Origin of the sequence: Methylobacterium tardum (genome assembly GCF_023546765.1) — a bacterium.
GTDB lineage: Bacteria > Pseudomonadota > Alphaproteobacteria > Rhizobiales > Beijerinckiaceae > Methylobacterium > Methylobacterium tardum.
Map to the genome: position 1 here is coordinate 6072773 of NZ_CP097484.1, position 25527 is coordinate 6098299.

Annotated in this window: 22 protein-coding genes; 7 read left to right on the forward strand and 15 right to left on the reverse strand. The window is 70.2% G+C overall.

The features are described 5' to 3' along the window. Nucleotides 1-74: 74 nt before the first annotated feature. The 7 genes from M6G65_RS29085 to M6G65_RS29115 all read right to left on the reverse strand — a co-directional run bounded on the left by M6G65_RS29085 (nucleotide 75) and on the right by M6G65_RS29115 (nucleotide 8357). Complete coding sequence (locus tag M6G65_RS29085) at nucleotides 75-950, reverse strand: RNA polymerase factor sigma-32 (RefSeq protein ID WP_192706278.1); 876 nt, start codon at nucleotides 948-950, stop codon at nucleotides 75-77. A 313-nt stretch (nucleotides 951-1263) separates the two neighbouring features. Further along, nucleotides 1264-1869: a CarD family transcriptional regulator gene (locus M6G65_RS29090; RefSeq protein ID WP_192706279.1), complete on the reverse strand. Its 606-nt coding sequence runs from the start codon at nucleotides 1867-1869 to the stop codon at nucleotides 1264-1266. Between the two features lie 506 nt (nucleotides 1870-2375). Further along, a complete protein-coding gene (gene fdxA / locus M6G65_RS29095; protein ID WP_192706280.1) occupies nucleotides 2376-2714 on the reverse strand; it encodes a ferredoxin FdxA in 339 nt (112 codons plus the stop codon). 214 nt (nucleotides 2715-2928) lie between these two features. Then, the gene (locus tag M6G65_RS29100) at nucleotides 2929-3222 is read right to left on the reverse strand and encodes an RNA-binding S4 domain-containing protein (protein WP_238194725.1); all 294 of its coding nucleotides are present in this window, start codon (nucleotides 3220-3222) and stop codon (nucleotides 2929-2931) included. Between the two features lie 9 nt (nucleotides 3223-3231). Further along, nucleotides 3232-6576 (reverse strand): helicase-related protein, encoded by a 3345-nt coding sequence (locus M6G65_RS29105; protein ID WP_373323660.1) that lies wholly within the window; start codon nucleotides 6574-6576, stop codon nucleotides 3232-3234. Between the two features lie 500 nt (nucleotides 6577-7076). After that, a complete protein-coding gene (locus M6G65_RS29110; protein ID WP_192706283.1) occupies nucleotides 7077-7367 on the reverse strand; it encodes a DUF1330 domain-containing protein in 291 nt (96 codons plus the stop codon). A 72-nt stretch (nucleotides 7368-7439) separates the two neighbouring features. After that, the gene (locus tag M6G65_RS29115) at nucleotides 7440-8357 is read right to left on the reverse strand and encodes a DUF3108 domain-containing protein (RefSeq protein WP_373323666.1); all 918 of its coding nucleotides are present in this window, start codon (nucleotides 8355-8357) and stop codon (nucleotides 7440-7442) included. A gap of 374 nt (nucleotides 8358-8731) precedes the next feature. Between M6G65_RS29115 and rpmB the strand changes: the two genes are divergently transcribed. Next, complete coding sequence (gene rpmB, locus M6G65_RS29120; RefSeq protein ID WP_091778228.1) at nucleotides 8732-9034, forward strand: 50S ribosomal protein L28; 303 nt, start codon at nucleotides 8732-8734, stop codon at nucleotides 9032-9034. A gap of 272 nt (nucleotides 9035-9306) precedes the next feature. On the opposite strand, the gene cobT is transcribed toward rpmB, so the two are convergent. From cobT to M6G65_RS29140, 4 genes are all read right to left on the reverse strand, one after another. After that, a complete protein-coding gene (cobT, locus tag M6G65_RS29125) occupies nucleotides 9307-11214 on the reverse strand; it encodes a cobaltochelatase subunit CobT (protein WP_250103192.1) in 1908 nt (635 codons plus the stop codon). 5 nt (nucleotides 11215-11219) lie between these two features. Next, nucleotides 11220-11729, reverse strand: coding sequence for a DUF29 domain-containing protein (locus M6G65_RS29130; protein ID WP_250103193.1), 510 nt, complete (start codon nucleotides 11727-11729; stop codon nucleotides 11220-11222). A gap of 5 nt (nucleotides 11730-11734) precedes the next feature. Continuing rightward, nucleotides 11735-12718, reverse strand: coding sequence for a cobaltochelatase subunit CobS (gene cobS / locus M6G65_RS29135; RefSeq protein ID WP_238194730.1), 984 nt, complete (start codon nucleotides 12716-12718; stop codon nucleotides 11735-11737). A 208-nt stretch (nucleotides 12719-12926) separates the two neighbouring features. Continuing rightward, the gene (locus M6G65_RS29140; RefSeq protein ID WP_192706287.1) at nucleotides 12927-13553 is read right to left on the reverse strand and encodes a J domain-containing protein; all 627 of its coding nucleotides are present in this window, start codon (nucleotides 13551-13553) and stop codon (nucleotides 12927-12929) included. Nucleotides 13554-13662: 109 nt separating this feature from the next. On the opposite strand from M6G65_RS29140, the gene M6G65_RS29145 reads away from it, so the two are divergent. Further along, nucleotides 13663-13959, forward strand: coding sequence for a BolA family protein (locus M6G65_RS29145; RefSeq protein ID WP_250103194.1), 297 nt, complete (start codon nucleotides 13663-13665; stop codon nucleotides 13957-13959). Nucleotides 13960-14108: 149 nt separating this feature from the next. Then, entirely contained in the window at nucleotides 14109-14540 is a 432-nt protein-coding gene (gene arfB, locus M6G65_RS29150; RefSeq protein WP_250103195.1) for an alternative ribosome rescue aminoacyl-tRNA hydrolase ArfB, read from the forward strand. A 24-nt stretch (nucleotides 14541-14564) separates the two neighbouring features. Here arfB and M6G65_RS29155 read toward each other — a convergent pair whose 3' ends face one another. Next, the gene (locus tag M6G65_RS29155) at nucleotides 14565-15359 is read right to left on the reverse strand and encodes a YoaK family protein (protein WP_238194733.1); all 795 of its coding nucleotides are present in this window, start codon (nucleotides 15357-15359) and stop codon (nucleotides 14565-14567) included. Between the two features lie 68 nt (nucleotides 15360-15427). After that, the gene (locus M6G65_RS29160; protein ID WP_238194734.1) at nucleotides 15428-16375 is read right to left on the reverse strand and encodes a methyltransferase domain-containing protein; all 948 of its coding nucleotides are present in this window, start codon (nucleotides 16373-16375) and stop codon (nucleotides 15428-15430) included. 69 nt (nucleotides 16376-16444) lie between these two features. On the opposite strand from M6G65_RS29160, the gene M6G65_RS29165 reads away from it, so the two are divergent. The 4 genes from M6G65_RS29165 to M6G65_RS29180 all read left to right on the forward strand — a co-directional run bounded on the left by M6G65_RS29165 (nucleotide 16445) and on the right by M6G65_RS29180 (nucleotide 20683). Further along, complete coding sequence (locus M6G65_RS29165) at nucleotides 16445-17488, forward strand: ligase-associated DNA damage response exonuclease (protein WP_250103196.1); 1044 nt, start codon at nucleotides 16445-16447, stop codon at nucleotides 17486-17488. Continuing rightward, a complete protein-coding gene (locus M6G65_RS29170) occupies nucleotides 17485-19203 on the forward strand; it encodes a cisplatin damage response ATP-dependent DNA ligase (protein WP_250103197.1) in 1719 nt (572 codons plus the stop codon). The genes M6G65_RS29165 and M6G65_RS29170 overlap by 4 nt, the downstream gene beginning before the upstream one ends. Further along, nucleotides 19200-19667: a secondary thiamine-phosphate synthase enzyme YjbQ gene (locus tag M6G65_RS29175; RefSeq protein ID WP_238194737.1), complete on the forward strand. Its 468-nt coding sequence runs from the start codon at nucleotides 19200-19202 to the stop codon at nucleotides 19665-19667. Before M6G65_RS29170 ends, M6G65_RS29175 begins: the two co-directional genes overlap by 4 nt. Before the next feature lie 224 nt (nucleotides 19668-19891). Further along, nucleotides 19892-20683 (forward strand): flagellar hook basal-body protein, encoded by a 792-nt coding sequence (locus M6G65_RS29180; protein ID WP_238194738.1) that lies wholly within the window; start codon nucleotides 19892-19894, stop codon nucleotides 20681-20683. 12 nt (nucleotides 20684-20695) lie between these two features. On the opposite strand, the gene M6G65_RS29185 is transcribed toward M6G65_RS29180, so the two are convergent. Together M6G65_RS29185 and M6G65_RS29190 are read right to left on the reverse strand one after the other, a co-directional pair. Continuing rightward, the gene (locus M6G65_RS29185) at nucleotides 20696-22231 is read right to left on the reverse strand and encodes an efflux transporter outer membrane subunit (protein WP_347710509.1); all 1536 of its coding nucleotides are present in this window, start codon (nucleotides 22229-22231) and stop codon (nucleotides 20696-20698) included. 134 nt (nucleotides 22232-22365) lie between these two features. Continuing rightward, entirely contained in the window at nucleotides 22366-25515 is a 3150-nt protein-coding gene (locus tag M6G65_RS29190) for an efflux RND transporter permease subunit (RefSeq protein ID WP_250103199.1), read from the reverse strand. Nucleotides 25516-25527: the final 12 nt, after the last annotated feature.

The window sequence follows — 25527 nt, forward strand, 5'->3', positions numbered from 1 at the left end:
CGCAGCGAGCTGCTGAACCCAAGAAACGCGAAAGCCCGGCCGAGGCCGGGCTTCGGGACGACGCGTCGTGCCGGTCAGCCGATATGCGGACTGCCGGTGGCGGCCGGGAAGCGATCGGCCAGGGCGCGACGCAGCTTCTCCAGGGCGCGGTTCTCGATCTGGCGGACCCGCTCCTTCGAGATGCCGAGACGCTGCCCGAGGGCTTCGAGGGTCGCCTGATCCTCGGCGAGGCGACGCTCGCGCAGGATGCGCAGCTCGCGCTCCGACAGCACGGTCAGCGCCTGCTGCAGCCAGCTGAGGCGACGCTCGCCGTCGACCGTCGCGCTCACGGTCTCGTCCGGCAGGTCGGCACCGTCGACCAGGAAGTCCATCCGCTCGGAGGAGGCGTCGTTGTCCTCGCCCACTGGGGCGTTGAGCGACATGTCGGGACCGGACAGGCGCGCATCCATCAGGGCGACGTCGTCGCGCGAGACGCCGATCGCGCTGGCTATGCGGCGGTGGATCTCATCGCCGACATGCTCCTCGGTGGATTGCATCAGCCGGGCGCGCAGCCGGCGCAGGTTGAAGAACAACGCCTTTTGGGCCGAGGATGTCCCGCCGCGCACGATGGACCAGTTGCGCAGGATGTAATCCTGGATCGAGGCCCGGATCCACCAGGTCGCGTAGGTCGAGAAGCGAACGTCCCGCTCCGGCTCGAAGCGGGCGGCCGCCTCCATCAGGCCGACATGCCCCTCCTGGACGAGATCGGCCATCGGCAGGCCGTAGTGACGAAAACGCCCCGCCAGGGCGATGACGAGGCGCATATGGGCTGAGATCAGGCGATGGAGGGCGCGCTCGTCACGATCGTCCTTCCAGCGGACGGCGAGGCCACGCTCTTCCTCCCGGGCCAGGAAGGGCGCCTCCATGGCAGTCCGTATGAACTGCCGACGAATTCCCGCGATCTCAGCCATCCGCCTGCCTCTTGTTGTCGAGTGCTGTTGCGGCGCCGGACCTGCTGCCCGGCGCACAGGCGTCACCGAGGGGCGACGCCAGGCAACCGACAACGGAAGGCTGAACGCGAAAGTTCCGCCGCGTTGCCCCAGAATGCGACAGTCGGCCGGCCACGATTTCGTGTTCTCTCGGGATCAGATGGGCTTCGCTGCCGCTCCGTCCAGTCCCGGATCGCTCGAAGATGTCCGGCCGGCTGGCGGCGGGCGCGTCAGCAGGCCAAAAAAACCCGGCCACGGGGGCCGGGTCTGTCGTTGCTTCAGGGCGTGGCTGGCCTCAGGCCGCCTCTTCCTGAATGTCGTCGCCCTCGCTGTCACCCTCGGCTTCGGCCTCGGGCTCCGCCTCGCTCTTGGCCCGCCGCGGCGACTTCGCAAGGCTCTGCTCGATGAGCTTGAGGGCCTCCGTCTCGGTGATGCGGTTCACCGAGGAGATCTCGCGCACGATCCGGTCGAGGGCAGCCTCGTACAGCTGACGCTCGGAATAGGATTGCTCGGGCTGAGCCTCGGAGCGGAAGAGGTCGCGCACCACTTCGGTGACGGCCAGCAGGTCGCCCGAGTTGATCTTGGCTTCGTATTCCTGGGCGCGGCGCGACCACATGGTGCGCTTGATCCGGGCGCGGCCGGTCAGCAGGTCCAGGGCCTTCTTTACCAGCTCCGGCTCGGCCAGCTTGCGCATGCCGACACTGTTGGCCTTCGCGGTGGGGACGCGCAGAACCATCTTGTCCTTCTCGAACGACACCACGAACAGCTCAAGCTTGTAGCCCGCGATCTCCTGCTCCTCGATCGCGGTGATGCGACCGACGCCGTGGGCCGGATACACGACAGCCTCGCCGGTCTTGAAGCCCTGCCGGCCTGTGGTCGTCGTCTTCTTGGCTGTGGTCATGCGAGAAGGGCCTCCACTGGCGCGCAGCGTTTCGACGCCGCGCGAAACCGTGTTCTTCCGGGCGGGACACCCGGTTTGCCTCGCCGCTCCCAGGACTCTCGCCAAAGTGCGAGATCACGGGCGTTCCCCGGCGCGGCCGCGCAAAAGCCTGGAACGTCCGCCGAAGTCGCCTTCAGCGGTCGGTCGCGTACTACTCCTAACCCACGAAGATCGAAGGTGTTTCGGCTGGAGGAAGCACGTCAGGCGCAAGCGACGGCAGACCGATTGTGTACCACAATCCGGCGCGCAGATCAAAGCATACCTGAAGACGCACACGCATGCCCGGCGCGGCGCTGAAGAGTTTTACACCGGCGCAGCCGGGCAGAAATGCCGCAGCTGCGGATCAGGGCTTCGTAAGACGCAGGCCGAGCAACGTCACCGCACGCGATGGTCTGCCAGCAAAACTCTGCCCACCGGGTCGGCTCGGGCGAGATGCAGTGGGAAAGCCTGTGGACCGGCTGCCCAGTTCAGTCGCCGGAGCCGGGGTTGGGCGAGAAATGGGCTTCCAGTTTCCCCGTCTTGCCGTCCCAATCCTTAGCGTCGGCCGGGGCTTCCTTCTTCTGCGTGATGTTGGGCCAAGTCTTGGCATAGTCGGCGTTCAGCTTCAGCCACGTGTCGAGGTTCGACTCGGTGTCGGGCTTGATCGCCTCGGCCGGGCATTCCGGCTCGCAGACCCCGCAATCGATGCACTCGTCCGGGTGGATGACGAGCATGTTCTCGCCTTCGTAGAAGCAATCCACCGGACAGACCTCGACGCAGTCCGTGTACTTGCACTTGATGCAATTGTCGGTGACGACGTAGGTCATCGGATGTCTTCGTCCTAAAACACGACTTGGCCCGGGCGGAGCCTAGGGACGGCCCGCACGCCCGGGTGGCGCTGCGAGGGGACGCCGGTGAGGTCCGGCGCGGAGCCGGGCTTCGAAGGCCACGGCTCTAGACGCTGCCTCCCGGGCTGACAAGCGCGCGGGCGCCGCATGTTGCGCCGCCGATCGCTCTCCGGACGGTTGTGGCCCCGTCTCATCACTTGGTCGGGTCCGCGTGAACGGAGCCGGCCGACAGATCGTCGTAGAGGAGCCGCGCCTCCGGGGCCGGCCCCCGCCGCGCGCCGAGGCCGAGAACCCGCACGGCCAGCGTGGCGTGCGGCGCGGCGACCGTCACCACGTCGCCGACGCCGATACCCTTCGCCGGGTTGTCGGCGCGCGTCCCGTTCACCCGCACGAAACCGTCCGAAGCCAGCCGCGCGGCGAGGGACCGCGTCCGCGCGAAACGCGCGAACCACAGCCATTTGTCGAGGCGCTGCCGGTCCTCCCGCATGCGCGGGGATCAGCGCTTCCCGCCGTCGCCGGCTTCGAGCTGCGCCTTGAGCGCGGCCAGCTTGGCGAAGGGCGAATCCGGATCCGGCGCCCGCTCCCGCCGCGGCGGCCGCTGATCGGGCCGCGGACCCGCATGGCGCTGCTCGGCACCGCGCTGATCGTCCCGGCGCTCCGGCCTTCCGCCCTCGAAGCGGTCGCGACGGGGGCCGCGATCCCGTCCCGGACGCGGTCCGCCGTCTCCGCCCTCGGCCGCCCGGCGGTGCTCCGGCCGGCCGCCCTCGGGACGTCCCTGTCCCGGGTGCTGACCCTGCTGGCCACCGTCGCGGCCGCGGCCGGCGCCGCGGGGACGGTTCTGCGGACGCTGATGGGCCGGGCGCTGATGGCGCTGCAGGCGCCATACCTCGATCTGCGGCACCTCTGCCGTCGGCTCGCCGTCCGGGGGCGCGGTTTCGGCCGCCGCCTCGGCGGTCACGTCGCCAGCCGCGTCGGCGCCGGCCTCGGCCGGCTCGGAAGCTGCCTCGCTCTCGGCCACGACGGGCGCCTCGGGCGCTTCGGCCGGCTGATCCACCTCGGCAGCGCCTTCCTCGGCCGGAGGCGTCTCCGCCGCCGGTTCCTCGACGGCCGCGATTTCGGTTTCCGGAGTTGGGATCTCGGCGGGGGGCTCCTCGGCTCCGCTCGCGGAGACCTCTTCCGCGGAGGCATGGACCTCCTCGGCGGAGCCTTCGCCGCGCTCGGCCGCGTCCGTGGAGGCCTCGTCGTCGGCCGGTTCGGCGGCATCCGCCTGCGCGGTGACCGCCTCATCGGAGGAGGCTTCGGCGGCCGCGGCCGGTACGGCCGGCGCGGTGGCGGCGGCCGGGACGAGCGGCACGGTTATGGCCGGGCCGGGGCGCGCCTCGGAATTGTAGCCGAGCGACTTCAGGATCGAGGCGAAATCCTCGCCCGAGCAGCCGACCAGGGAGGTCATGCCGACGGTGGCCACGAAGCCGTCGCCGTCGGCGGTGCCGTCCGGCGGGGCGCCCGGCGTGGTGCCGGGCCGGTAGGCGATCGCCGGGCGGATCAGGTCGGCGAGCCGCTCCAGGATGTCGACGCGCACGGCGCGCTCGCCGCTGACCCGGAAGCCGGCGGCGCGGTAGAGGCCCTTGGCGATCTCCCGATCGACCTTGATCGAGGTACGGCCGGAGCCGGCGAGATGCGCGATCTCGTCGAGGCCGCGCTGGTCGAGGCCGCCGTTGCGCAGGGCCCAGAGCTGGGCCGCGAGGGTGCGGGGCGCCGGCTTGAGCAGGGCCGGCAGGAAGATGTGATAGGCGCCGAACCGGACACCGTGGCGGCGCAGGGCGCCGCGGCCGTCCTGATCGAGGCTGCGCATCTCGTGCGCGACCTTCGAGCGCTCCAGCACGCCCAGCGCCTCGACCACCTGGTAGCCGATCCCCTTGGCGAGACCGGTGAGGTCGGCCGCGGTCTCGATCTCCATGAGCGGCCCGAGGAGGCGCACGATGGTGGCCTTCAGCCACGCGTCGAGGCGCGCTTCGACCTTCTCGCGATGGGCGCCGGTCAGGCTGTCGTCCGCCAGCAGACGGATCTGCGGGGCGAACAGCTTCTCGCCGGGGGTGAGCTTGGCGACGGGCGCGCCGGTCCAGCGGATCGTGCCGTCATGGGCGAGCACGAGGGTCGAATCGGCGGTGGCGCCGAACCGGTCGGCCCGCGCCTCGATCTCGCCGGCGAGCGCCTTCTCGGCGGCACTTCTCAGGGTCTTGGCTTCGTGCCCCTCAGCGCTGGCATCGGGAACGAACAGGAATCCGTGAAGGTGGCCGACATGCTGACCCTCGACGGTGACGTCACCGTCGGCGGTAATCTGGGCTTCGAGCATCGTGTTCTCTCTCAGGCGCCGCATCAGGACGCTTGTGCGCCGGTCGACGAAGCGGCTCGCGAGGCGTTCGTGCAGGGCGTCGGACAGCCTGTCCTCTACCCGACGCGTCTCGCCCTGCCAATGTTCTGGGTCGCGCAGCCAGTCGGGTCTGTTGGCGACGAACGTCCAGGTGCGTCCTTGGGCGATCCGGCGGGACAGGGTGTCGATGTCGCCGTCGGTGCGGTCGATCATCGCCACCTGCTCGGCGAACCACGTGTCGGGGATCCGCCCGGCCATGCCCTTCATGAGGAATCGGTAGAGCTGGGCCACGAGGTCGGCATGCACCTGCGGGTGGACCTTGCGGTAATCCGGCACGCCGCAGGTGTCCCAGAGCCGCCGAACCGTGGCGGCGCTCCGCGCCATGTCGCGGATGTCCTCCTCCTTCATCAGGATCTCGAGGGCCTGCTGGTCCTCGCCCATGGGGGCGCGGGTCAGGCCCGATTCGCGCGGGTGCTCGTCGAGGCTCGCCTGCAGCGCCTCCAGGTTGCCGAACGCGAGATCCGGATTGCGCCATTGCAGGATGCGCAACGGGTCGAAGTCGTGGCTCTCGAGGCGCTCCACCAGCTCGGGCTCGAAGGGCGGGCAGCGGCCGGTGGAGCCGAAGGTGCCGTCCGCGAGGTGCCGCCCGGCCCGGCCGGCAATCTGGCCCATCTCGGCGGGGGTGAGCTTGCGGAAGCGGGTGCCGTCGTACTTCCAGTTCGCCGCGAAGGCGACGTGGTCGACGTCGAGGTTGAGCCCCATCCCGACCGCGTCGGTGGCGACGAGGTAATCCACGTCGCCCGCCTGGTACATCTCGACCTGGGCGTTGCGCGTCCGGGGCGAGAGCGCGCCCAGCACCACCGCGGCGCCGCCGCGCTGGCGGCGGATCAGCTCGGCGATGGCGTAGACCTCCTCGGCCGAGAAGGCGACGATGGCGGTGCGGCGGGGCAGGCGCGAGAGCCGCTTCTCCCCCGCGAAGGTCAGCTGCGACAGCCGCGGCCGGGTGGTGGTGTGGACGTTCGGGATCAGGCTCTGGACCAGCGGCAGGATGGTCGAGGAGCCGATCAGCAGGGTCTCCTCCCGGCCGCGCACGTAGAGCAGGCGGTCGGTGAAGACGTGGCCGCGGTCCATGTCGGCGGCGAGCTGGATCTCGTCGATCGCCACGAAGGCCACGTCGAGGTCGCGGGGCATCGCCTCGATGGTGCAGATCCAGTAGCGCGGCCGGTCCGGTTTTATTTTCTCTTCCCCGGTCACCAGCGCGACCTTTTCCGGGCCGACCTTGGCGACGACGCGCAGGTAGACCTCCCGGGCGAGGAGCCGCAGGGGCAGCCCGATCATCCCGGTCGGGTGCGCGAGCATCCGCTCGATGGCGAGATGCGTCTTGCCGGTGTTGGTCGGCCCGAGGACCGCCGTGACGCCGCGGGCGCGGGCGTCTCGGGACAGCGAGCGGCTGGGCGAGGGGCGAAGCAAGGCGTCGATGGTCGGCGATTCCTTCGGACCGGAAGGCCGTCGCGGCGCCGGCGGGGCGCGGAGCGGGGGATGCTGGGGCGGCCGGTCGCGTCAGGGACGATAGGGCCGGATCGATCCTCCCCCATATGGGATGCCGCCGCCGCCGGTCCAACCTGCGGCGTGATGAGCGGGTAGACGTCGATCTGCGTCGTCGGCGTGCCCGGCTGGGGCGCCACATCGGCGCAGAGCGTGTCGGGCATCGCCACGAGCGGGCCGCGGCGGTGCTCGGCGATCTCGGCCGATGAGTAGGCGTCGCCGCCGCAACCGGATTCCGCAGTGCCGGCGGTCAGCGGCCGCGCGGCGGCCGGGCCGGCGAGGGCGATCAGGGCGAGGGCGATTCGGAGGGCAGACGGGCGCATCCGCGGATTATCGCGCGGCGGATGAAGATTTCGTCCACAACCTCCGTCGCCGCTTCGCAGCGCGCGGTGCAGCGGCAAACGAAGGGTTCAACCGGAAGCGGTTCAATCCACGCCTTCGACCAGCACTACCTCGCCGATCCCCGCCGGCCGGCGCTTCTCGATCGCGGCCTGATACTCGGGCGAGAAGTAGTAGGTGCGCGCCGCCTCGTAGGATTCGAATTCCAGCACGACGTTGCGCGGCCGGGCCTCGCCCTCGAGCGCTTCGCTGCGGCCGCCGCGGACCAGCGGCTTGCAGCCATACTTGCGCATGGCCTCGGAGGCCATGGCGGCGTAGTCCTTGTAGGCGTCCGGGTCGGTGACCGTCATCCGGACGATGATGTAGCCTTTGGGCACTGGCTGACCTCCCTGGCGCGGCGGACGCGCCGGGCGGACGTGCCGGGAAAGCCGCCGCCGGTCAAACCGCCCTTACTGCCCGGCCAGGCTCGCCTGCGCGACGCTGCCGCCGGCGGCGCCGGCCGTCGCGGTCGTGGTCGGATTGCCGCCCTGGCTCCAGCGCGTGGCCTCGATGATGTTGGTGCCGATCGTGGTGAGCACGGAGATGCGCAGCGGGATCAGGACGCGCGTTCCCTCGACGGGGGCGAGCCAGACCGACATCTCGCGGTTCTCCTCCATGAACTTCACCCCCGGCCGGTCCGGGCGGTGGCCGGCCACCGCCTGATAGCGGGCGTTGCACACGAGAACTTGCCCCGCATAGCCGGGCTTCTGCACCGGGCGGGTCTCGGCGTAGCTGAGCACCACATTGAAGCGGGTCGCGCCGTCGAAGACCGGCAGCGTCCGGTTGCAATTCTCCGGATCGAGGGGCTCGCCGCGCCCCTGGGTCGGCATCAGCAGGGCGCTCACCGGGTCGATGATGCCGCGCTTGTTGGCCGGGGTCACCGGCACGCGGTCCTGCATGTCGATGAGCGGCGGCGTGATCTCGGCCTGGACCACGTTCCCGTGTGCCAGGGCCATGCGCACTGCGATGCCGGAACTCGCCGTCTGTGTCGCGATGGCGAAGGCGCCGGGCTGGGGTGCGGCCGAGAAGCTCCCGGAGGCCCGGGCCGAGCCCTTGCCGCCGGTGATGGCGCCGACGAGGCCGGTGAGCACAGCCGACACGTCCATCGCGTAGCGGTCGCGGTCGAAGGACCCGGCGAGACGCGCCGTGCCGATCGGCAGGCCGGCGAGGTTGATGCCGTAATCCACCGCCACGGTCGCGGCAGCCGGAGCGGCGCGTTTCCCGCGTGACCCGCGCGCGGCGGCATCGGCCGGGGCCGCGAGGGCCGCGACCGCGAGAAGGCTGCCCGCGAGGCGCCCGACAGCGTGCTTCGTCACAGGCTTGATCATCCGACGGATTGGCGTGGCGCTCATGATCCGGATCGCATCCCAGGGCGGGCGGCCCAAGACACCCGCTCGAACACACCCTCTCGAACACCCGCTCGTCGGCATCCTCTCGACGCCCGGAGCCGGGAGAGGCACCTTCCTGCAGGTGGAAGAAGGCTATATCCCGGCATCGTGGTTAACAGACCGTTGGACGGCTGAGGCGCCGCCTCTGCCCGCCGGCACCTTGACGCGGCGCGGCTTCGTCGCCTATAGGCTCGCGCCTTCAACAGGACTCCGCCGGACCTGGAACACGCAATGGGCGCCGCCCGCTGCGACGATGATCGCGCCGGTCGCGATCGGGTCTATTCGGGCGGAACGAGACGGGATCGTTTTTTATCATGGCGCGCCGCTGCGAACTCACCGGCAAGGCCGTTCAGGTCGGCCACCTCGTGAGCCACTCGAACCGCAAGACCAAGTGCCGGTTCCTGCCGAACCTGTGCAACGTCACCCTCCAGTCCGACGCGCTCGGCAAGCGGGTGCGCCTGCGGGTCACCGCGCACGCCCTGCGCTCGGTGGAGCACCGCGGCGGCCTCGACGCCTTCCTGATCAAGGCCGGCGAGGGCGACCTGTCGCAGACCGCGCGCCTCCTGAAGCGCGAGATCCACAAGAAGCTCGCCGAGGCCCCGGCCGCCGCGGCCTGAGGCTTCGGGCTTCACGCCCCTTATCGGACGGTTTAAGCCGCCGTGGCCATCGAGGCCGCGGCGGTTTCCGCTTGCGCGGCGGGTGCATCTTATCGGGATATCCCGTCTGTGACCCTCATCCTGATGTGCGGCTGAGCCGCCTCGAAGGAGGTCTCCAGGGATTGCGGTGGCCTCCGGAGGTCTCCTTCGAGGCCTCCGCTCCGCTCCGGCACCTCAGGATGAGGCGCCGGACCGGATGCGCCTGAGGTCGGAGACGACCCGCTGGCGGGCCGTCAGCGCCGGCCGCCCGCCGCGCGCAGCATCCGGCCCGTCGGCGCCGGTGCGCCGTCCTCCTCGAACAGCTCGGCCAGCTTCTCGGTCATCGCCCCGCCAAGCTCCTCGGCGTCGATGATCGTCACGGCGCGGCGGTAGTACCGGGTCACGTCGTGGCCGATGCCGATGGCGAGAAGCTCCACGGGCGAGCGCGTCTCGATCTCCTCGATCATCCAGCGCAGGTGCCGCTCCAGGTAGTTGCCGGCATTCACCGACAGGGTCGAATCGTCCACCGGCGCGCCGTCGGAGATCACCATCAGGATCTTGCGCTGCTCCGGCCGCCCGAGCAGGCGCTTGTGCGCCCAGTCGAGCGCCTCGCCGTCGATGTTCTCCTTGAGTAGCCCCTCGCGCATCATCAGCCCGAGATTCTTTCGCGCGCGCCGCCAGGGTGCGTCGGCCGACTTGTAGACGATGTGGCGCAGGTCGTTCAGGCGACCGGGATTCGGCGGCTTGCCGGCGGCGAGCCACGCCTCGCGGCTCTGGCCGCCCTTCCAGGCGCGGGTGGTGAAGCCCAGGATCTCCACCTTCACGCCGCAGCGCTCCAGCGTCCGCGCCAGGATGTCGGCGCAGGTCGCCGCCACGGTGATCGGCCGGCCGCGCATCGAGCCCGAATTGTCGAGCAGCAGCGTGACCACTGTGTCGCGGAAATTGGTGTCCTTCTCCTGCTTGAAGGAGAGCGGCTGGTAGGGGTCGATGACCACGCGCACGAGCCGCGCCGGGTCGAGCTGACCCTCTTCCAGGTCGAAATCCCAGGCGCGGTTCTGCTGCGCGAGCAGACGCCGCTGCAGCCGGTTGGCGAGGCGCCCGACCACGCCCTGCAGATGGGAGAGCTGCTTGTCGAGGTAGGAGCGCAGGCGCGACAGCTCGTCGGCGTCGCACAGCTCCTCGGCGTGGATGACCTCGTCGAACCGGGCGTTGAACACCCGGTACTCGGGCCCGCGCGCCTCGTTGCCTTGCCGCTGCGGCGGGCGCGACGCCTCGGAGGCCTCCTCGGACTCGGCGTCCTCGGCCTCCTCCGGCAGCTCGCCCGAGGGGGCGTCCGCGGATTCCTGGGCGCCGTCCTCGATCTCGTCGGAAGCCTCCTCGGAGGTCTCGATCTCGGCGCGCTCGCCCTGGCTCTTCTCCTCCGAATCGCCCTCGCTGGGGTTCTGCTCGTCGTCCTGGGCGTCGTTCTCGTCGTCGTTCTCGTCGTCCTCGGCGTCGAACGGCGTCTCGTCCGACATGTCCAGCGAGGTGAGGAGGTCGCGCACCGAGCGGGCGAACTTGCGCTGGTCCTCGATCGAGCCGAGCAGCCCGTCGAGGTTCGGGCCGGCCTTGGCCTCGATATGCTCGCGCCACAGCTCGGCGATCTTGGTGGCGGCCTCGGGCGGCTTCTGGCCGGTCAGGCGCTCGCGCACCATCAGGGCGACGGCGTCCTCCATCGGGGCGTCGGCCCGGTCGGTGATGGTCTCGTACTTGCCGCCGCGGTGGTAGCGGTCCTCCAGCATCGCCGAGATGTTGCTGGCGACGCCGGCCATCCGCCGCGAGCCGATCGCCTCGACCCGGGCCTGCTCGACCGCGTCGTAGACCGCCCGGGCGGCGGCGTTCTCGGGGGCGAGGCGGCGGTGGACGGCCACGTCGTGGCAGCCGAGGCGCAGCGCCATGGCGTCGGCGTTGCCGCGCAGCACCGCGACGTCCTGCGCCGAGAGCTTGCGCGGCGGCTCGGGGAGGCGGGCCTTGTCGCCGGTCAGCGCCGGCCGGTCGGTCGCGTAGGTGACCTCGACCTCGGAGCGCCGGGCGATGGCGCGCAGGCACCCGGCCACCGAGCGCTTCAGGGGCTCGGCCACGGGTTCGCGGCGCTCGCCGGGCTTGCGGTTGGAGATGGACATGCGGGCTACTTCTTCGCGGAATCGAGATCGAAGGGGCGAGCCCGGATCTCATCCCAGCTGTAGGGACAGGCAGACGGAAACTCGTCCGGCATCAGATGGGTCTCGTCGGCGGCCCAGTCGCGCGCGTCCGGGTAGGCCTGTGCCAGAGCCTCCTCGAGGCGGGCCTTGAGGCTCGGGCTCTCGGTCAGCAGACGGTCGAAGCGGCGGCGTTGCTCGCGGATCGAGTAGATCCAGCTCGGCGTGCGGTGCTCGGGCTGCTGATCCCACTTCAGCATGTGCATCAGGAGGACGCGCAGACAGCTGTAGAGCTTGGAGAATTCGCGCCTCGACACGTCCTCCAGCTCCTCCGCGACGCGCTCGACGTCGATCTCGTCGAACCGGCGGGCGCGGAGCAGGGCGACCTGCTCCCGCGCCCAGCTGTGAAGGTCGTCCTCGTAGCGCGTGCGGATGGCCGCGGACGAGGTGTCCACGTCCATCACAGCGGTCTCGGCCGGACGCGCCACGGGCTCCTCCATGCGGGTCAGCTCAGCGCGACGTTCACCGCGCTCTCGGGCAGCTCCTTGCCGAAGGCGCGCTGGTAGAACTCGGCCACCAGCGTCCGCTCCAGCTCGTCGCACTTGTTGAGGAAGGTCACCCGGAAGGCGAAGCCGATATCCTTGAAGATGTCGGCGTTCTCGGCCCAGGTGATCACCGTGCGCGGGCTCATGACCGTCGAGAGGTCGCCGTTCATGAAGGCGTTGCGGGTCAGATCCGCCACGCGCACCATCCGGTTGACGATGTCGCGGCCCTGGTCGCCCCGGTAATGGGTCGCCTTCGAGAGCACGATGTCGACCTCGCGGTCGTGCGGCAGGTAGTTCAGCGTGGTGACGATCGACCAGCGGTCCATCTGGCCCTGGTTGATCTGCTGCGTGCCGTGATAGAGGCCCGACGTGTCGCCGAGGCCCACCGTGTTGGCCGTGGCAAACAGCCGGAAGGCCGGGTGCGGGCGGATCACGCGCTTCTGATCGAGGAGCGTCAGGCGGCCCGACAGCTCCAGCACGCGCTGGATCACGAACATCACGTCCGGGCGGCCGGCATCGTATTCGTCGAACACCAGCGCGACGTTGTTCTGCAGCGCCCAGGGCAGGATGCCGTCCTGGAAGGCGGTGACCTGCTTGCCGTCCTGGAGGACGATCGCGTCCTTGCCGACGAGGTCAATGCGCGAGACGTGGCTGTCGAGGTTGATCCGGATGCACGGCCAGTTCAGCCGGGCCGCGACCTGCTCGATATGGGTCGACTTGCCGGTGCCGTGATAGCCGGTGACCATCACGCGGCGGTTGCGGGCGAAGCCGGCGAGGATCGCGAGCGTCGTCTCCCGGTCGAAGATGTAGTCGGGATCGAGATCCGGCACGTGCTCCTCAGCCTCGGCATAGGCCGGGACCTTGAGGTCGAGGTCGATGCCGAAGACATCGCGGACGGAGACGGTGCGGTCGGGGAGCCGGGCGGGCGTATCGTCAGAGAGCATTCGGAACCTCGTGAGGCGCGGGCGCTCCACTCCCAAACAGTGAAGCATCCGCGCGGAAGAACGTCGAGCCGGGCCTCCGCGGCGGGGCGGAGCCATCCTTAGACGGCAGCGCGCTCGGGCGCCACCGACCGGCATGAGTCCCATATAGGGTCCCATCGCGCGGTTTTCCCTATCCTGGGATTGAACCGGCGTGCATCCTTCGTGCCGTTCAGCAGAGTCCGGCCGCGCGCAGGACGTCGTGGGCGCGGATGATGTCGCGCAGCCGCTCCTCGAAGGAGCGGTCGCCGCCATTGGCGTCGGGGTGGAAGCGCTTCACCAGCACCTTGTACTGCGCCTTGATGGCGGCCGAATCGGCGTTCTCCTCGAGTCCCATCACGTCGAGGGCGCGGCGCACCGTCGCCGAGTGTTTGGGCTTGCGCGGCTCCTCGGGCTGGCGGGCGCGCCGGCGCGCGTCGCCGACACCCTCGCCGCGCAGGATGCCGAGCGGATCGACATACGCCCAGTCGCGGACCGGCTCGTCCGCCGGCTTGGCCTCGCCGGTCCGGTTCACGCCCATCGCCCAGGTCGGGCGATGCCCGATGATCGCGTCCTTCTGGTAGGCCTGCACGGCGGCGTCGTTCATGCCGTCGAAGTAGTTGTAGGTGGCGTTGTAGGCGCGGACATGGTCGATGCAGAAGCGCCAGTACTGGCCCTCCGCCTTCCGACCCTTCGGCGCCCGGTACAGGCCCGGCTGCGTGCAGCCCGGACTCTCGCAGACGCCCTCGGCCGCCGCCTTCGGCTCGTCGCAGGACGGCTTGATCCGGATGCTGTCGAACAGGCGCGAGTTGAGATCCATGACGGGCCGATTATGAGGGGGCGGACCTGAGACACAAGGGCACCGGGCCTGATGACGCATGCGCGAGATCGGGCTTGACGGGCACCCACGAACACGACGCGAGGGCACGATGGCGGACGGTGCGGGCGCGGGCGGCACCCTGCGGGACTGGATGGAGGCGCGGCTGCGCGAGCAGCTCGCGCCGGCGCGCCTCGGCGTGATCGGCGAGTCGCATCTGCATGCCGGCCATGCCGGGGCACGGCCGGGGGGCGAGACCCATTACCGGCTCGACATCGTCGCGTCGGCATTCGAGGGCAAGAGCCGCGTCGAGCGGCACCGCTTGGTGAACGCGCTTCTGGAGGATGCGTTCAAGCGCGGCCTCCACGCCCTCGCGCTTCGGGCCCGCACGCCGGCCGAGGCCGCCTGAACCTTAATGTCGCGCGCGTCGTTGCCGACGCGCGCGGCTCGCAGGAGGAATATGGTGATCGTGGCCGCGTCCCGCACTTCCGCGATCGCCGCGCCCCAGCTTGGATCCGCGACGCACCGCGCCTCGCGTCCGCCCCGCCGGAGGCCGCCATGCCCCTGAGGGTGACCCCGCGCATCGCCATCGGCGACGACGAGATCGAGCTGTCCTTCATGCGCGCCTCGGGCGCCGGCGGACAGAACGTCAACAAGGTCGAGACCGCGGTTCAGCTCCGCTGGGCGGCGCTGGATTCACCGTCCGTGGACGACCGCGTCAAGGCGAACCTCGTGCGGCTGGCCGGACGGCGGATGACCAAGGACGGCGTGCTCGTCCTGGCGGGCCAGCGGCACCGGACGCAAGAGCGTAACCGGGCGGACGTCCTGCAGCGCCTCGTCGATCTCGTGGCCGAGGCCGCCAAGCCGCCGCCGCCGATCCGCCGGCCGACGAAGCCCACCCGGGGCTCGCAGGAGCGGCGCATCGGCGCCAAGAAGAACCGCGCCACGATCAAGCAGGGCCGGGGCAGCGTCCGGGATTCGGACGGCTGAGCGGCCCCGGAGCGTCGGCTCCGCTCAGTGGATCGCGTCGATCACCTCGGCCTTCGGGCTCGCGTCGGGCGCGGGCGCCGAGCCCGCCACCAGGGTACTGCCCGGCTTCGCGATCGTGAGGGCGATGGCGATCAGCGCCAGGATGGCGGCGAGCGCCGCCGGGAACAGGAACGCCGATTCGCCGTAGCGCATGTCGAGCAGACCACCCAGCACCGCGCCGGTGCTGAGGCCGGCCCAGAGCGGCGCCTGGATCCAGAAGGAGGGCGCCACCGTGCCGAGCAGCAGGTTGGCGCAGCCGGTGCCGAAGCGCACGACCGCGCCGGTGACGTAGGTCAGCGCCAGGGAGCGACCGCCCTCGTCCTGGAGCGTGGCGTTCTGGAGTCCCAGAGCCAGCACGATCGGGTAGGCGTGCAGCGGGTAGGCGAAGGTGCCCCAGGGCATCAGCAACCCGCCGGCGAGCAGCAGCGCCTGCAGGGTCAGCAGGACGGCCAGGCGCCAGCGTCCGACCCAGGCGGCGATCAGAGTGCCCAGGAAGGCGCCGAAGCAGAAGACGCTGATGGTGCTGGCAACGCGCGTGACGTTCTCCCAGTCGGCATTGGCCACCGCGACGCCGAAGCGCGTGGTGTTGCCCGACATGAACGACATGAACAGCTGCGAGAATTCCAGGAAGCCGATGGAATCGGCGCAGCCCGCCAGGGTGGCGAGCGCGATGGCGAAGGGAATCCGCGTGCGCGGATCGGCCGGAAAGGAGCGGTCCGCCGGCGGATCGGGCTTCCGCTCGGGCGCGTCGGCCCCTGTCCTGCTACCGTAATCCGCCATGCTGATCCCCCGATTCAGCGGCCGCGCCTGTCGCAGCCGACTGACAATGGACGAACAGCAAAGCAGTTTCATGCTGCTGTGCGGCGCAACACAACGACGCGCCCCGGCACCGGCCGGCCGGCCTCGCGCCGGACGTCGGCGGGCCGCAATGCCAGGATCGCAAGGCCGGCTCCGGCGGCCGCCGCCGCGACATGGGCGTCGGCGTGGGCGTAGCGGCCGTCCGGGCCCAGGGCGGCGCCCGTTCCGTCGTGGGACTGCACCGTGAAGGCGGCGAGGCCCCCCGGCCGCAGCACGCGGCCCATCTCGGCCAGGACAGGGCCGAGATCGGCCACGTAGATCAGGACGTCGGCGGCGAGGCAGAGATCGGCGGAGACTGCCGGCTCACCGACCAGGAACGCGGTCAGCTCGCCCTCGACCAAGCGGTCGTAGAGCGGTCGCGCGTTCTGGAGCTTGGCCCGGGCCAGGGCCAGCATGCCGGGCGAGAGATCGACCCCGGCGAGATGACCGACGCGGTTGCGGATCGCCGCGCCCATCAGGCCGGTGCCGCAGCCGAGATCGAGCGCCGTTCCCAAATGCGGGGGCTCGGGCGGGAGCGCGTCCCGGACGAGGTCCGGGCCGACATAGCCCAGGCCCTCGACCAGATGGCGCTCGAAGCGCGGCGCGTAGCCGTCGAACAGAGCCCTGACATAGGCTGGCGAGAGGGCTGGAAGGCCGTCGCTGCTGCCCAGGCGCACGAGGTGCGCCCGCACGCCGAGGGTGTCGTCCGGGTCGATGTCGAGGGCGCAGGCATAGGCGCGGGCCGCCGCGGCCCGCTGGTCCGGATCGCCGCCGGGCTCGGCCAAGCCTTCCCGGGCTCGGCCGAGGAGCAGCCAGGCTGGCGCGTAGCGGGGGGCGATCTCCAGGACCTGCTCGGCGAGATCCGCTGCCCCGGCATGGTCGCCCTCCGCCAGACAGGCTTCCGCGTAACGATAGCGGCGATCGGCGAGGAGATCGCCGGAACTGAGCTGCGAGGCCATGCGTCTGCCGGATCCGGGAGCGCCTATATATCGGGGCTTCCGCCGGACTCCACCGGTAGCACGGGCCCGATGCCGATACGCGCCAGCGATCTCCTCACCCTGACCCGCGAGGGTCTCTACTGCCCGCTCGGGCGCTTCCACGTCGATCCGACCTGGCCGGTGGAGCGCGCGCTGATCACGCACGGTCATGCCGACCATGCCCGGTCGGGCCACGGCCACGTCCTGGCGACCCCCGAAACCCTGCAGATCATGGCGGTGCGCTACGGCGCGGATTTCTGCCGCCAGCGGCAGGAGGCCCGGCTCGGCGAGTCCATCCGCATCGGCGAGGTCACCGTTCGCTTCGCGCCGGCCGGACACGTGCTCGGCTCCGCGCAGATCGCCATCGAGCGGGACGGGGTTCGCGTGGTGGTCTCGGGCGACTACAAGCGCGCGCCGGACCCGACCTGCCTGCCCTTCGAGGTGGTGCCCTGCGACGTGTTCATCACCGAGGCGACCTTCGGCCTGCCGGTGTTCACCCATCCCGACACGCGCGGCGAGGTCCGCAAGCTCCTCGACTCGGTGGCGCTGTTCCCGGAACGCGCCCACATCGTCGGCGCCTACGCGCTCGGGAAGGCGCAGCGGGTCATGGCGCTGCTGCGCGAGGAGGGCTGGGACCGGCCGATCCACCTGCACGGCGCCATGGAGAAGCTGACCGCCCTCTACAAGGACGAGGGTGTGCCGCTAGGCGACACGCCGAAGGTGGTGGCCGCTGAGCGCAAGGATCTGCACGGGGCGATCGTGATCTGCCCGCCCTCGTCGATCCAGGACCTGTGGTCGCGCAAATTCCCCGACCCGGTGACCTGCTTCGCCTCGGGCTGGATGCGCGTGCGCGCCCGCGCCCGCCAGAAGGGCGTCGAGCTGCCGATGGTCATTTCCGACCATTCCGACTGGCCGGACCTGTGCCGGACCATCCGCGACACCGGCGCCGAGGAAGTCTGGGTGACCCACGGCCAGGAGGACGCGCTGGTCCACTGGTGCGGGACGCAGGGCATCCGGGCGAAGCCGCTGCACCTTCTGGGCTACGGCGACGACGGTGAGACCGAACCCGGCATCGGGGCGGAGGCGGCCGCGTGAACGACTTCGCCCAACTCCTCGACCGCCTCGCCTACGAGCCGCGCCGCAACGCGAAGCTGCGCATGCTCCAGGATTACTTCGCGCGCACGCCCGATCCCGAGCGCGGCTTCGCGCTGGGCGCCATGACCGGGACGCTGAGCTTCCGCGAGGCCAAGCCGGCCCTGATCCGGGGATTGGTGGAGGAGCGGATCGACCCGGTTCTGTTCCGGCTGTCGCACAATTATGTGGGCGACCTCGCCGAGACCACGGCGTTGATCTGGCCGGGACCGACGGAGGCGCCGCGGGAGCCGGGCCCCGGCCACAACAACCCGCCGCCGCATGTCCCGACCCTCGCCGAGGTCGTGGAGACGCTGGCGACCATCCCCAAGCGCGAGCTGCCCGGCCATCTCTCGGACTGGCTCGACGCCCTCGGCGAGACCGGGCGCTGGGCGCTCCTGAAGCTCGTCACCGGCAACCTGCGGGTCGGCGTCTCGGCCCGTCTCGCCAAGACCGCGGTCGGCGCGCTGGGCGGCCACGACGCCGATGCGGTGGAGGAGGTCTGGCACGGGCTGACCCCGCCGTTCGAGACCCTGTTCGCCTGGGTCGAGGGCCGGGCCGAGCGGCCCGAGACCCTCAACCCGGCCCCGTTCCGGCCGCCGATGCTGTCGCACCCGATCGAGGAGGAAGCCGATCTTGAGAAGCTGGAGCCGGAGGCGTTCTCGGCCGAGTGGAAATGGGACGGCATCCGCGTCCAGCTCGTCGGCGGTCGCGACCGGGCCGGCCATCAGGTCGGGAAGGTCTATTCCCGCACCGGCGAGGACATCACCGGGGCGTTCCCGGATCTGGCCGAGGCGATCACCTTCACGGGCGCGCTCGACGGCGAGCTTCTGATCCTGCGCGAGCGGCGGGTCCAGTCGTTCAACGTCCTGCAGCAGCGGCTGAACCGGAAGGCGGTCACGGCCAAGCTCCTGGAGGAGTTCCCCGCCCATGTGCGGGCCTACGACCTCCTCACCCTGGAAGGCGACGACCTGCGGGCCGAACCCTTCGCAACGCGCCGGGAGAAGCTGGAAGCCCTCGTCACGCGCCTCGACCACGCGCGGATCGACATCTCGCCGCTGGTGCCCTTCGCGGATTGGGAGGCGCTGGCCGCCGCCCGGGCCGATCCGGCTTCCGTCGGCGCCGGCGAGGATGCCGACGCCATCGAGGGCGTGATGCTCAAGCGCCTCAACAGCCCCTACCTGCCGGGCCGGCCGAAGGGGCCGTGGTGGAAGTGGAAGCGCGAGCCGCACATCGTCGACGCGGTGATGATGTACGCCCAGCGCGGGCACGGGAAGCGCTCGTCCTTCTACTCGGACTACACGTTCGGCGTCTGGCGCGCGGCGCCGGAGGGCGGGGACGAGCTGGTGCCGGTGGGCAAGGCCTATCACGGCTTCACCGACGCCGAGCTCGCCAAGCTGGACCGCTATGTCCGCAACAACACCACCAAGCGCTTCGGCCCGGTACGCGAGGTCGCCCACGGGCGCGAGGCCGGCCTCGTCCTGGAGATCGCGTTCGAAGGGGTGCAGCGCTCGACTCGGCACAAGTCGGGCGTGGCGATGCGCTTTCCGCGGGTCAGCCGCATCCGCTGGGACAAGCCGCCCTCGGAGGCCGACCGGATCGACGTGCTGGAACGGATCCTCGCCCGCGGCGAGCGCGAGGTCGCGCCGGGCGCGACGCTGCTGGAGAAGAGCGCATGAGGCAGGGCAAGATCGGTCCGGTGGAGATCCTGGCCTCCGGCCGGGTCGAGCGTCACGCCAGCGGGCGCCTGACCATTGCGACCGCCGGTCAGGGATTCACGGACTTTTCCGGCGCAGTCGCGGAGTTCGTGCGCGGGAGCGGCATCCGCGACGGCTTGGTCACGGTGTTCTGCCGGCACACCTCGGCCTCGCTCACCATCCAGGAAAATGCCGATCCGGACGTGCAGACCGACCTAATGACCGCACTGGACGGGTTCGCGCCGCGCAACGCCGGCTACGTCCATGGGGCCGAAGGGCCCGACGACATGCCCGCCCATATCCGCACGATGGTCACCGATTCGGCACTCAGCATCCCGCTGGTCGAGGGACGGCTCGCGCTGGGCACGTGGCAGGGCATCTACCTGATCGAGCACCGCGACCGGCCGCACCGGCGAGAGATCGTGCTGAGTGCTGTCGGCGCCTGACCCGTCGGTCCCGTCATCGCGCGCGCAGCGCAGCGACCCAGGGCGGAGCGTCTTCCGCGGCGTGGCGCTGCTGGATTGCTTCGCTTCGCTCGCAAGGACGGTGGCGGCGCTCGCACCCGGCCTCAAGCCCGCAACACTCCGTCACACACGGCCGGTTAACCATAGTGGGCGCTTATGCTTCTCCGTCGGATCGGTTCCTGCCGGTCTCACGGACGGAGACCCCGATGAGCCTCTACGACGCGCTCTCGAATTCGATTTCCGGCGCCTCGGCGCAGTCGCTGGCGCTCAACAACATCTCCGGGAACATCGCCAACACCCAGACGGCGGGGTTCAAGACCACGGAGACGAGCTTCGCCGACATGCTGGCGCAGTCGGCGAAGGCTCCGCAGCAGGCCGGCGGCGTGGCGACGAGCACCCGCAACAGCCTGAACATCCAGGGCACGGTGCAGTCGACCAGCGTGCCGACCAACCTCGCCATCTCGGGCAACGGCTACTTCATCGTCCGCGAGAATACCGGGACGGATCAGAGCCCGACCTTCTCCGGCGAGACCGGCTACACGCGGCGCGGCGACTTCTCGGCGGATGCCAACGGCTACCTCGTCAACGGCGCGGGCTATTACCTGTTCGCCGGGCCATCCGCGACGGCGCCCGTCACGGTTCCCACCGGCGCGAACACACTGGCGAGCCTCGCCGTCTCGCCGGCCGGCACCCTGACCGGCACCAAAGCGGACGGCAGCGCCCTGCCGCTGGGCACGCTGACGCTCGCGCAGTTCGGCCAGCAGGACAACCTGACCGGGCTCGACGGCGGGACCTACGTGGCCAACGGCCAGTCCGGGACGCCGAGCTACGGCCTCAACGGCGCGACCGTGACGGCCAGCGCCGTGGAGCAGTCGAACGCCAGCATCACCGACCAGTTCTCGAAGATGATCGAGACGCAGCAGGCCTACACGGCCAACACCAAGGTCATGAGCACCGCCGACCAGATGCTGCAGGACGCGATCGCGATGTACGCGTGACGCGGCCGCGCGTCACAGCACCTTCAGCGGGTCCTTCTCGGGCGGCGGCGGCGCCACGTCGGCGCGGTTCCACCAGCCGCCGCCCAGCGCCACGAACAGGGCCGCGGTGTCGGCATACTGGGTGGCGCGCGCGCCCGCCGAGGTGACCAGGGCCGAGAGGTAGCCCTGCTGGGCGATCAGAACCTGCGAGGAGGTGATCGCGCCCGCGGTGTACTGCTTGCGGATCAGCCCGAGGCTCTGGTTGGTGGCGCTCACCGCGGCATCGGCTGCGGCCACCGCCTTGGCGTCGGCCTGGAGCGCCCGCAGGGCGTCGGCGACGTTCTGGAAGGCGGTGATCACCGTCGCCTTGTACTGCGCCTGCGCTTGCGTCAGCGATTCCTCCGACGCGCGCTGGCGCCGGAACAGGGTGCCGGCATCGAAGATCGGTGCCGTCGCCTGCCCGATGATCGTGAAGAACGCCGCGCCCGGATTGGTCACCTGCGCGATCCGCGTCGCGCTGGAGCCGCCCGTGGCCGTGAGACTGAACTGCGGCAGGCGGTTGGCCACCGCGACGCCGACATTGGCGCTCGCCTCCTGCACCAGCGCCTCGGCCGCCTTCACGTCGGGCCGCTGCTGGACCAGCCGCGAGGGCAGGCTCACCGGCAGCTTGGTCGGCAGGCGCAGGGCGGCCAGGTCGAAGGTCTCGCTGATCTCGTCGGAGGGCAGCCGGCCGGCGAGCGCCGTGAGCAGGTTGCGCTGCTGGGCGAGGGCCTTCTCCAGCGGCGGCAGCAGCTGCTGCGACAGCGCCAGCGCGGCCTGCTGCTGGATCACGTCGGCGCCGGCGATCTGCCCCAGGGAGAGCTGCTTGTTGTAGAGCTGCAGAACCTCGGTCTGGGCCTGGATCACCTTGCGGGTGGCGTCGATCTGCGCCCGCAGCGCCGCCTCCTGGATGGCGGCGGCGACGACGTTGGCGGTCAGGCTCAGATAGGCCGCCTCGAGCTGGAAGCGCTGGTTCTCGGTGGTGGCCTCCAGGGACTCGATCTGGCGGCGATTCCCGCCGAACACGTCCGGATTGTACGAGACCACCGCTTGCGGCGTGGCGAGGCTGTAGAGGTAGTTGGTCTGGTTGTTGAGCGGCGATTGCAGGTCGAGGCCGGGGGCGAGGTTGCCCTGGATCTGCGGGGTCGCGGTCAGGCTCGGGTAGAGCGTGCCCTTCTGGGCGAGCACGTTCTGCTGCGCCACCCGCAGCGAAGCCTGGGCCGCCTCCAGCGTCGGGTTGTTGGCCAGCGCCTGCTCGGCGACCCGGTTCAGCGCCTTCGAGTGGAACAGGGTCCACCACTGGCCCGGGATGTCGGCGCCCGAGACGAAGCTCTGGTCGGCCGAGCCGCCCTGCCGGGTGCGGATCTTGTCGGCGGCCGACGGGTTCTTGAGCGGCTCCTTGGTGTAGCGGCTGACCGGCGGATCCTCCGGCGGCACGAAGTTCGGGCCGACCGCGCAGGCCGACAGGGACAGGGAGGCCGCCAGCCATGCGGCCGCCCGTCCGCACCTGTTCGGCCCAACGCTCACCATTCCGCCCCCGAAAGCCTCACCCTGGTAGAGCGGCGCGGCGCGCATCCAAGTCAATGCGACTGTCCCCAGGTCGCGCGCGCGGCGCGGGCGTTGTGGCCCCCCTGCAACGCGCTGCGCCGGCTTCCTCAGCCGGCTCACGCGGCGACCCGATGCTCGGTCCGCGCCCGTGCGTCCGGGTTCGGGCGCCGCCGCGAGAACAGCGAGATCAGCACCGGCACGACCACGAGGATCAGGTTCGGCGCCAGGATGATGCCGCCGACCACCACGAGCGCCAGCGGCTTCTGCACCTGCGAGCCGATGCCGGTGGAGACCGCTGCCGGCAGCAGGCCGACGCAGGCCGCCACGCAGGTCATCATCACCGGGCGCATGCGCACCACGGCGGCCTGCCAGACCGCCTCCTGCTTCTTCCAGCCCTCGTCGAGGAGCTGGTTGTAGTAGGCGAGCAGGATCACCCCCTCCATGGTCGAGATGCCGAACAGCGCGATGAACCCGATCGCCGCCGAGATCGAGAACGGCGTGCCGGTCAGGAACAGCGCGAAGATGCCGCCGATCATCGCCATCGGGATCACCGACAGGGTCAGCAGCATGTCGGCCACCGACGAGAAGTTGATGTACAGGAGCAGCGCGATCAGCAGCAGCGTGAGCGGCACCACGAGGCTGAGCCGGGCCGCCGCCTCCTTCAGGTTGGTGAACTGCCCGACCCATTCCAGGCGGTAGCCCGGCGGCAGGTCCACGGCGTCGGCCACCTTCCGCTGGGCTTCGAGGACGGCGCTGCCGAGGTCGCGGCCGCGCACCGAGAACTTCACCGGGATGTAGCGCTCCTGGTCCTCGCGGTAGATGAACGAGGCGCCCGAGACGAGGTCGACGTCGGCGATCTCGGAGAGCGGTACCTGGATCACGCCGCCATTGGGGTTCTGCGCCCCCACCGCGATGTTGCGGATGCCGGCCAGCGACGAGCGGTACTCCTTGGCGAGCCGCACCCGCATGGGGAAGTGGCGGTCCGAGCCGTACTCGTAGAGGTCGCCCGCGGTCTGGCCGCCGATCGCCGCCTGAATCGTGGTGTTCACGTCGCCGATGGACAGGCCGTAGCGGGCGGCCTTGTGGCGGTCGACGTCGATCCGGACCGTCGGCTGGCCGAGGGATTCGAACACCGACAGATCGGTGACGCCCTGGACGGTGGCCAGCGCCGCCTTGACGGCATTGGCGGTCTTGGTGAGCTGCGCGAGGTCGTTGCCGTAGATCTTGACCGAGTTCTCGCCCTTCACGCCCGAGGCGGCTTCCTGGACGTTGTCCTCGATATACTGGGAGAAGTTGAACTCGATCCCGGGAAATTCGGAGGCCAGCTGCTTGCTCAGGTCCTGGATCAGCGTCTCCTTGTCGAGGCCCTTCCGCCACTGGTCGATGGGCTTGAGCGGCGCCAGGAACTCGACGTTGAAGAAGCCGGTGGCGTCGGTGCCGTCGTTCGGGCGGCCCTGGTGCGACAGGACGGTGGTGACCTCCGGAACCTCCTGGAAGATCTTGCGCATGCGCTGGACGTAGGCATTGCCGGCCTCCAGCGAGATCGAGGACGGCATCGTCCCGCGCACGTAGAGGTTGCCTTCCTCGAGCCGCGGCAGGAATTCCAGGCCGAGATTGCGGGCCGTCAGTCCCGAGACCAGCAGCACCGCCAGCATCACGGCGAGGGCCAGGACCCGGTTGCGCAGGCCGAAGGCCAGCACGCGCTCGTGGCCGACGCGCAGCACCCGCACGATCAGCGTGTCGCGCTCCTCCAGGTTCTTGGGCAGCATCAGGGCGGAGAGCGCGGGCGAGACCGTGAAGGTCGCGAGCAGGCCGCCGAGCAGCGCGTACGCGTAGGTCTTGGCCATCGGCCCGAAGATGTGGCCCTCGACGCCGGTCATCGTGAACAGCGGCAGGAAGCCGACGATGATGATCGTCGCCGAGAAGAAGATTGCCCGGTTCACCTCGCGGCCGGCGACCGCGATCGTGCCGAGCCGCCCGGTCAGGCCGCCCGGCGGGACCTCGCCCTTCACGTGGTCGGGCTCGGCGATGTGGCGGAACACGTTCTCGACCATGATCACGGTGGCGTCGACGATCAGGCCGAAATCGATCGCGCCGAGCGACAGGAGGTTCGCCGAATCGCCGCGGATCACCAGGATCAGGATCGCGAAGCCGAGGGCGAACGGGATCGTCGCCGCCACGATGATCGCGCTGGTGAGCGAGCCGAGGAACAGCCACTGCACCACGAAGACCAGCACCACGCCGAAGACGAGGTTGTGCATCACCGTGTGGGTGGTGGTGTGGATCAGGCCCGAGCGGTCGTAGATCCGCTCGATCTTCACGTCGGGCGGCAGGATCGTGGAGCTGTTGATCTTGTCGATCTCGGCCTCGACCCGCTCCAGCGTCGGCAGGCTCTTGCCGCCGCGGGTCATCAGCACGATGCCCTCGACGATGTCGCGCTGGTCGTCGTGGCCGACGATGCCGAGGCGCGGCGCGTTCGACACGCGCACCTCCGCCACGTCCCGCACCAGCACCGGGGTGCCGTTGACGAGGCTGATCATCGTGTCCCGGATGTCGTCCATGTCGCGGATCAGGCCGATGCCGCGCACCACCGCCGATTGCTGGCCGACATTCAGCGTCTGGCCGCCGACGTTGATCGAGGCGTTGTTCAGCGCATTGGTCAGTTGCACCAGGGTCAGGCCCTGGGCCTGGAGGCGGTTCAGGTCGACCGCGACCTCGTATTCCTTGGCCTTGCCGCCGAAGGCCGTGACGTCAACCACGCCGGGAATCGCCTTGAACCGGCGCTGCAGCACCCAGTCCTGCAGGGTCTTCATGTCCATGGGCGAGTAGCCCGCCGGACCGACGAGCTTGTAGCGCATGATCTCGCCCACCGGGCTCGTCGGTGAGATCTGCGGCGTGGCGCCGTTGGGCAGCGTCGGGGCCTGCGACAGGCGGTTGAGCACCCGCTGCAGGGCCTGCTCGTACGTGTACTCGTAGTTGAACTGGACCTTCACGTCGGACAGGCCGAACAGCGAGATCGTGCGCACCACCTGGGCGTTGGGGATGCCGGCCAGCGCCACCTCGAGGGGAATCGTGATGTAGCGCTCGATCTCGTCGGCCGACTGGCCCGGGTTCTGGGTGATGACGTCGGCGAGCGGCGGGACCGGGTCGGGATAGGCCTCGATGTTGAGCTGCGTATAGGCTCCGTAGCCGATGCCCAGCATCACCACGAACATCAGCACCACCAGCACGCGCTGGCGGAGCGAGAAGACGATCAGGCTGTTCATCGGACCGAATCC

Excerpts from the sequence above, each read along its gene's own strand:
- M6G65_RS29090 (WP_192706279.1), bottom strand. The coding sequence starts at position 1,869 with ATGACCACAGCCAAGAAGACGACGACCACAGGCCGGCAGGGCTTCAAG.
- M6G65_RS29175 (WP_238194737.1), top strand. The coding sequence starts at position 19,200 with ATGAGGCAGGGCAAGATCGGTCCGGTGGAGATCCTGGCCTCCGGCCGG.
- M6G65_RS29165 (WP_250103196.1), top strand. The coding sequence starts at position 16,445 with ATGCCGATACGCGCCAGCGATCTCCTCACCCTGACCCGCGAGGGTCTC.
- M6G65_RS29130 (WP_250103193.1), bottom strand. The coding sequence starts at position 11,729 with ATGGAGGAGCCCGTGGCGCGTCCGGCCGAGACCGCTGTGATGGACGTG.
- M6G65_RS29160 (WP_238194734.1), bottom strand. The coding sequence starts at position 16,375 with ATGGCCTCGCAGCTCAGTTCCGGCGATCTCCTCGCCGATCGCCGCTAT.
- cobT (WP_250103192.1), bottom strand. The coding sequence starts at position 11,214 with ATGTCCATCTCCAACCGCAAGCCCGGCGAGCGCCGCGAACCCGTGGCC.
- rpmB (WP_091778228.1), top strand. The coding sequence starts at position 8,732 with ATGGCGCGCCGCTGCGAACTCACCGGCAAGGCCGTTCAGGTCGGCCAC.
- M6G65_RS29180 (WP_238194738.1), top strand. The coding sequence starts at position 19,892 with ATGAGCCTCTACGACGCGCTCTCGAATTCGATTTCCGGCGCCTCGGCG.
- fdxA (WP_192706280.1), bottom strand. The coding sequence starts at position 2,714 with ATGACCTACGTCGTCACCGACAATTGCATCAAGTGCAAGTACACGGAC.
- M6G65_RS29115 (WP_373323666.1), bottom strand. The coding sequence starts at position 8,357 with ATGATCAAGCCTGTGACGAAGCACGCTGTCGGGCGCCTCGCGGGCAGC.
- cobS (WP_238194730.1), bottom strand. The coding sequence starts at position 12,718 with ATGCTCTCTGACGATACGCCCGCCCGGCTCCCCGACCGCACCGTCTCC.
- M6G65_RS29155 (WP_238194733.1), bottom strand. The coding sequence starts at position 15,359 with ATGGCGGATTACGGTAGCAGGACAGGGGCCGACGCGCCCGAGCGGAAG.
- M6G65_RS29100 (WP_238194725.1), bottom strand. The coding sequence starts at position 3,222 with ATGCGGGAGGACCGGCAGCGCCTCGACAAATGGCTGTGGTTCGCGCGT.
- M6G65_RS29190 (WP_250103199.1), bottom strand. The coding sequence starts at position 25,515 with ATGAACAGCCTGATCGTCTTCTCGCTCCGCCAGCGCGTGCTGGTGGTG.
- arfB (WP_250103195.1), top strand. The coding sequence starts at position 14,109 with ATGCCCCTGAGGGTGACCCCGCGCATCGCCATCGGCGACGACGAGATC.
- M6G65_RS29145 (WP_250103194.1), top strand. The coding sequence starts at position 13,663 with ATGGCGGACGGTGCGGGCGCGGGCGGCACCCTGCGGGACTGGATGGAG.
- M6G65_RS29185 (WP_347710509.1), bottom strand. The coding sequence starts at position 22,231 with ATGGTGAGCGTTGGGCCGAACAGGTGCGGACGGGCGGCCGCATGGCTG.
- M6G65_RS29085 (WP_192706278.1), bottom strand. The coding sequence starts at position 950 with ATGGCTGAGATCGCGGGAATTCGTCGGCAGTTCATACGGACTGCCATG.
- M6G65_RS29140 (WP_192706287.1), bottom strand. The coding sequence starts at position 13,553 with ATGGATCTCAACTCGCGCCTGTTCGACAGCATCCGGATCAAGCCGTCC.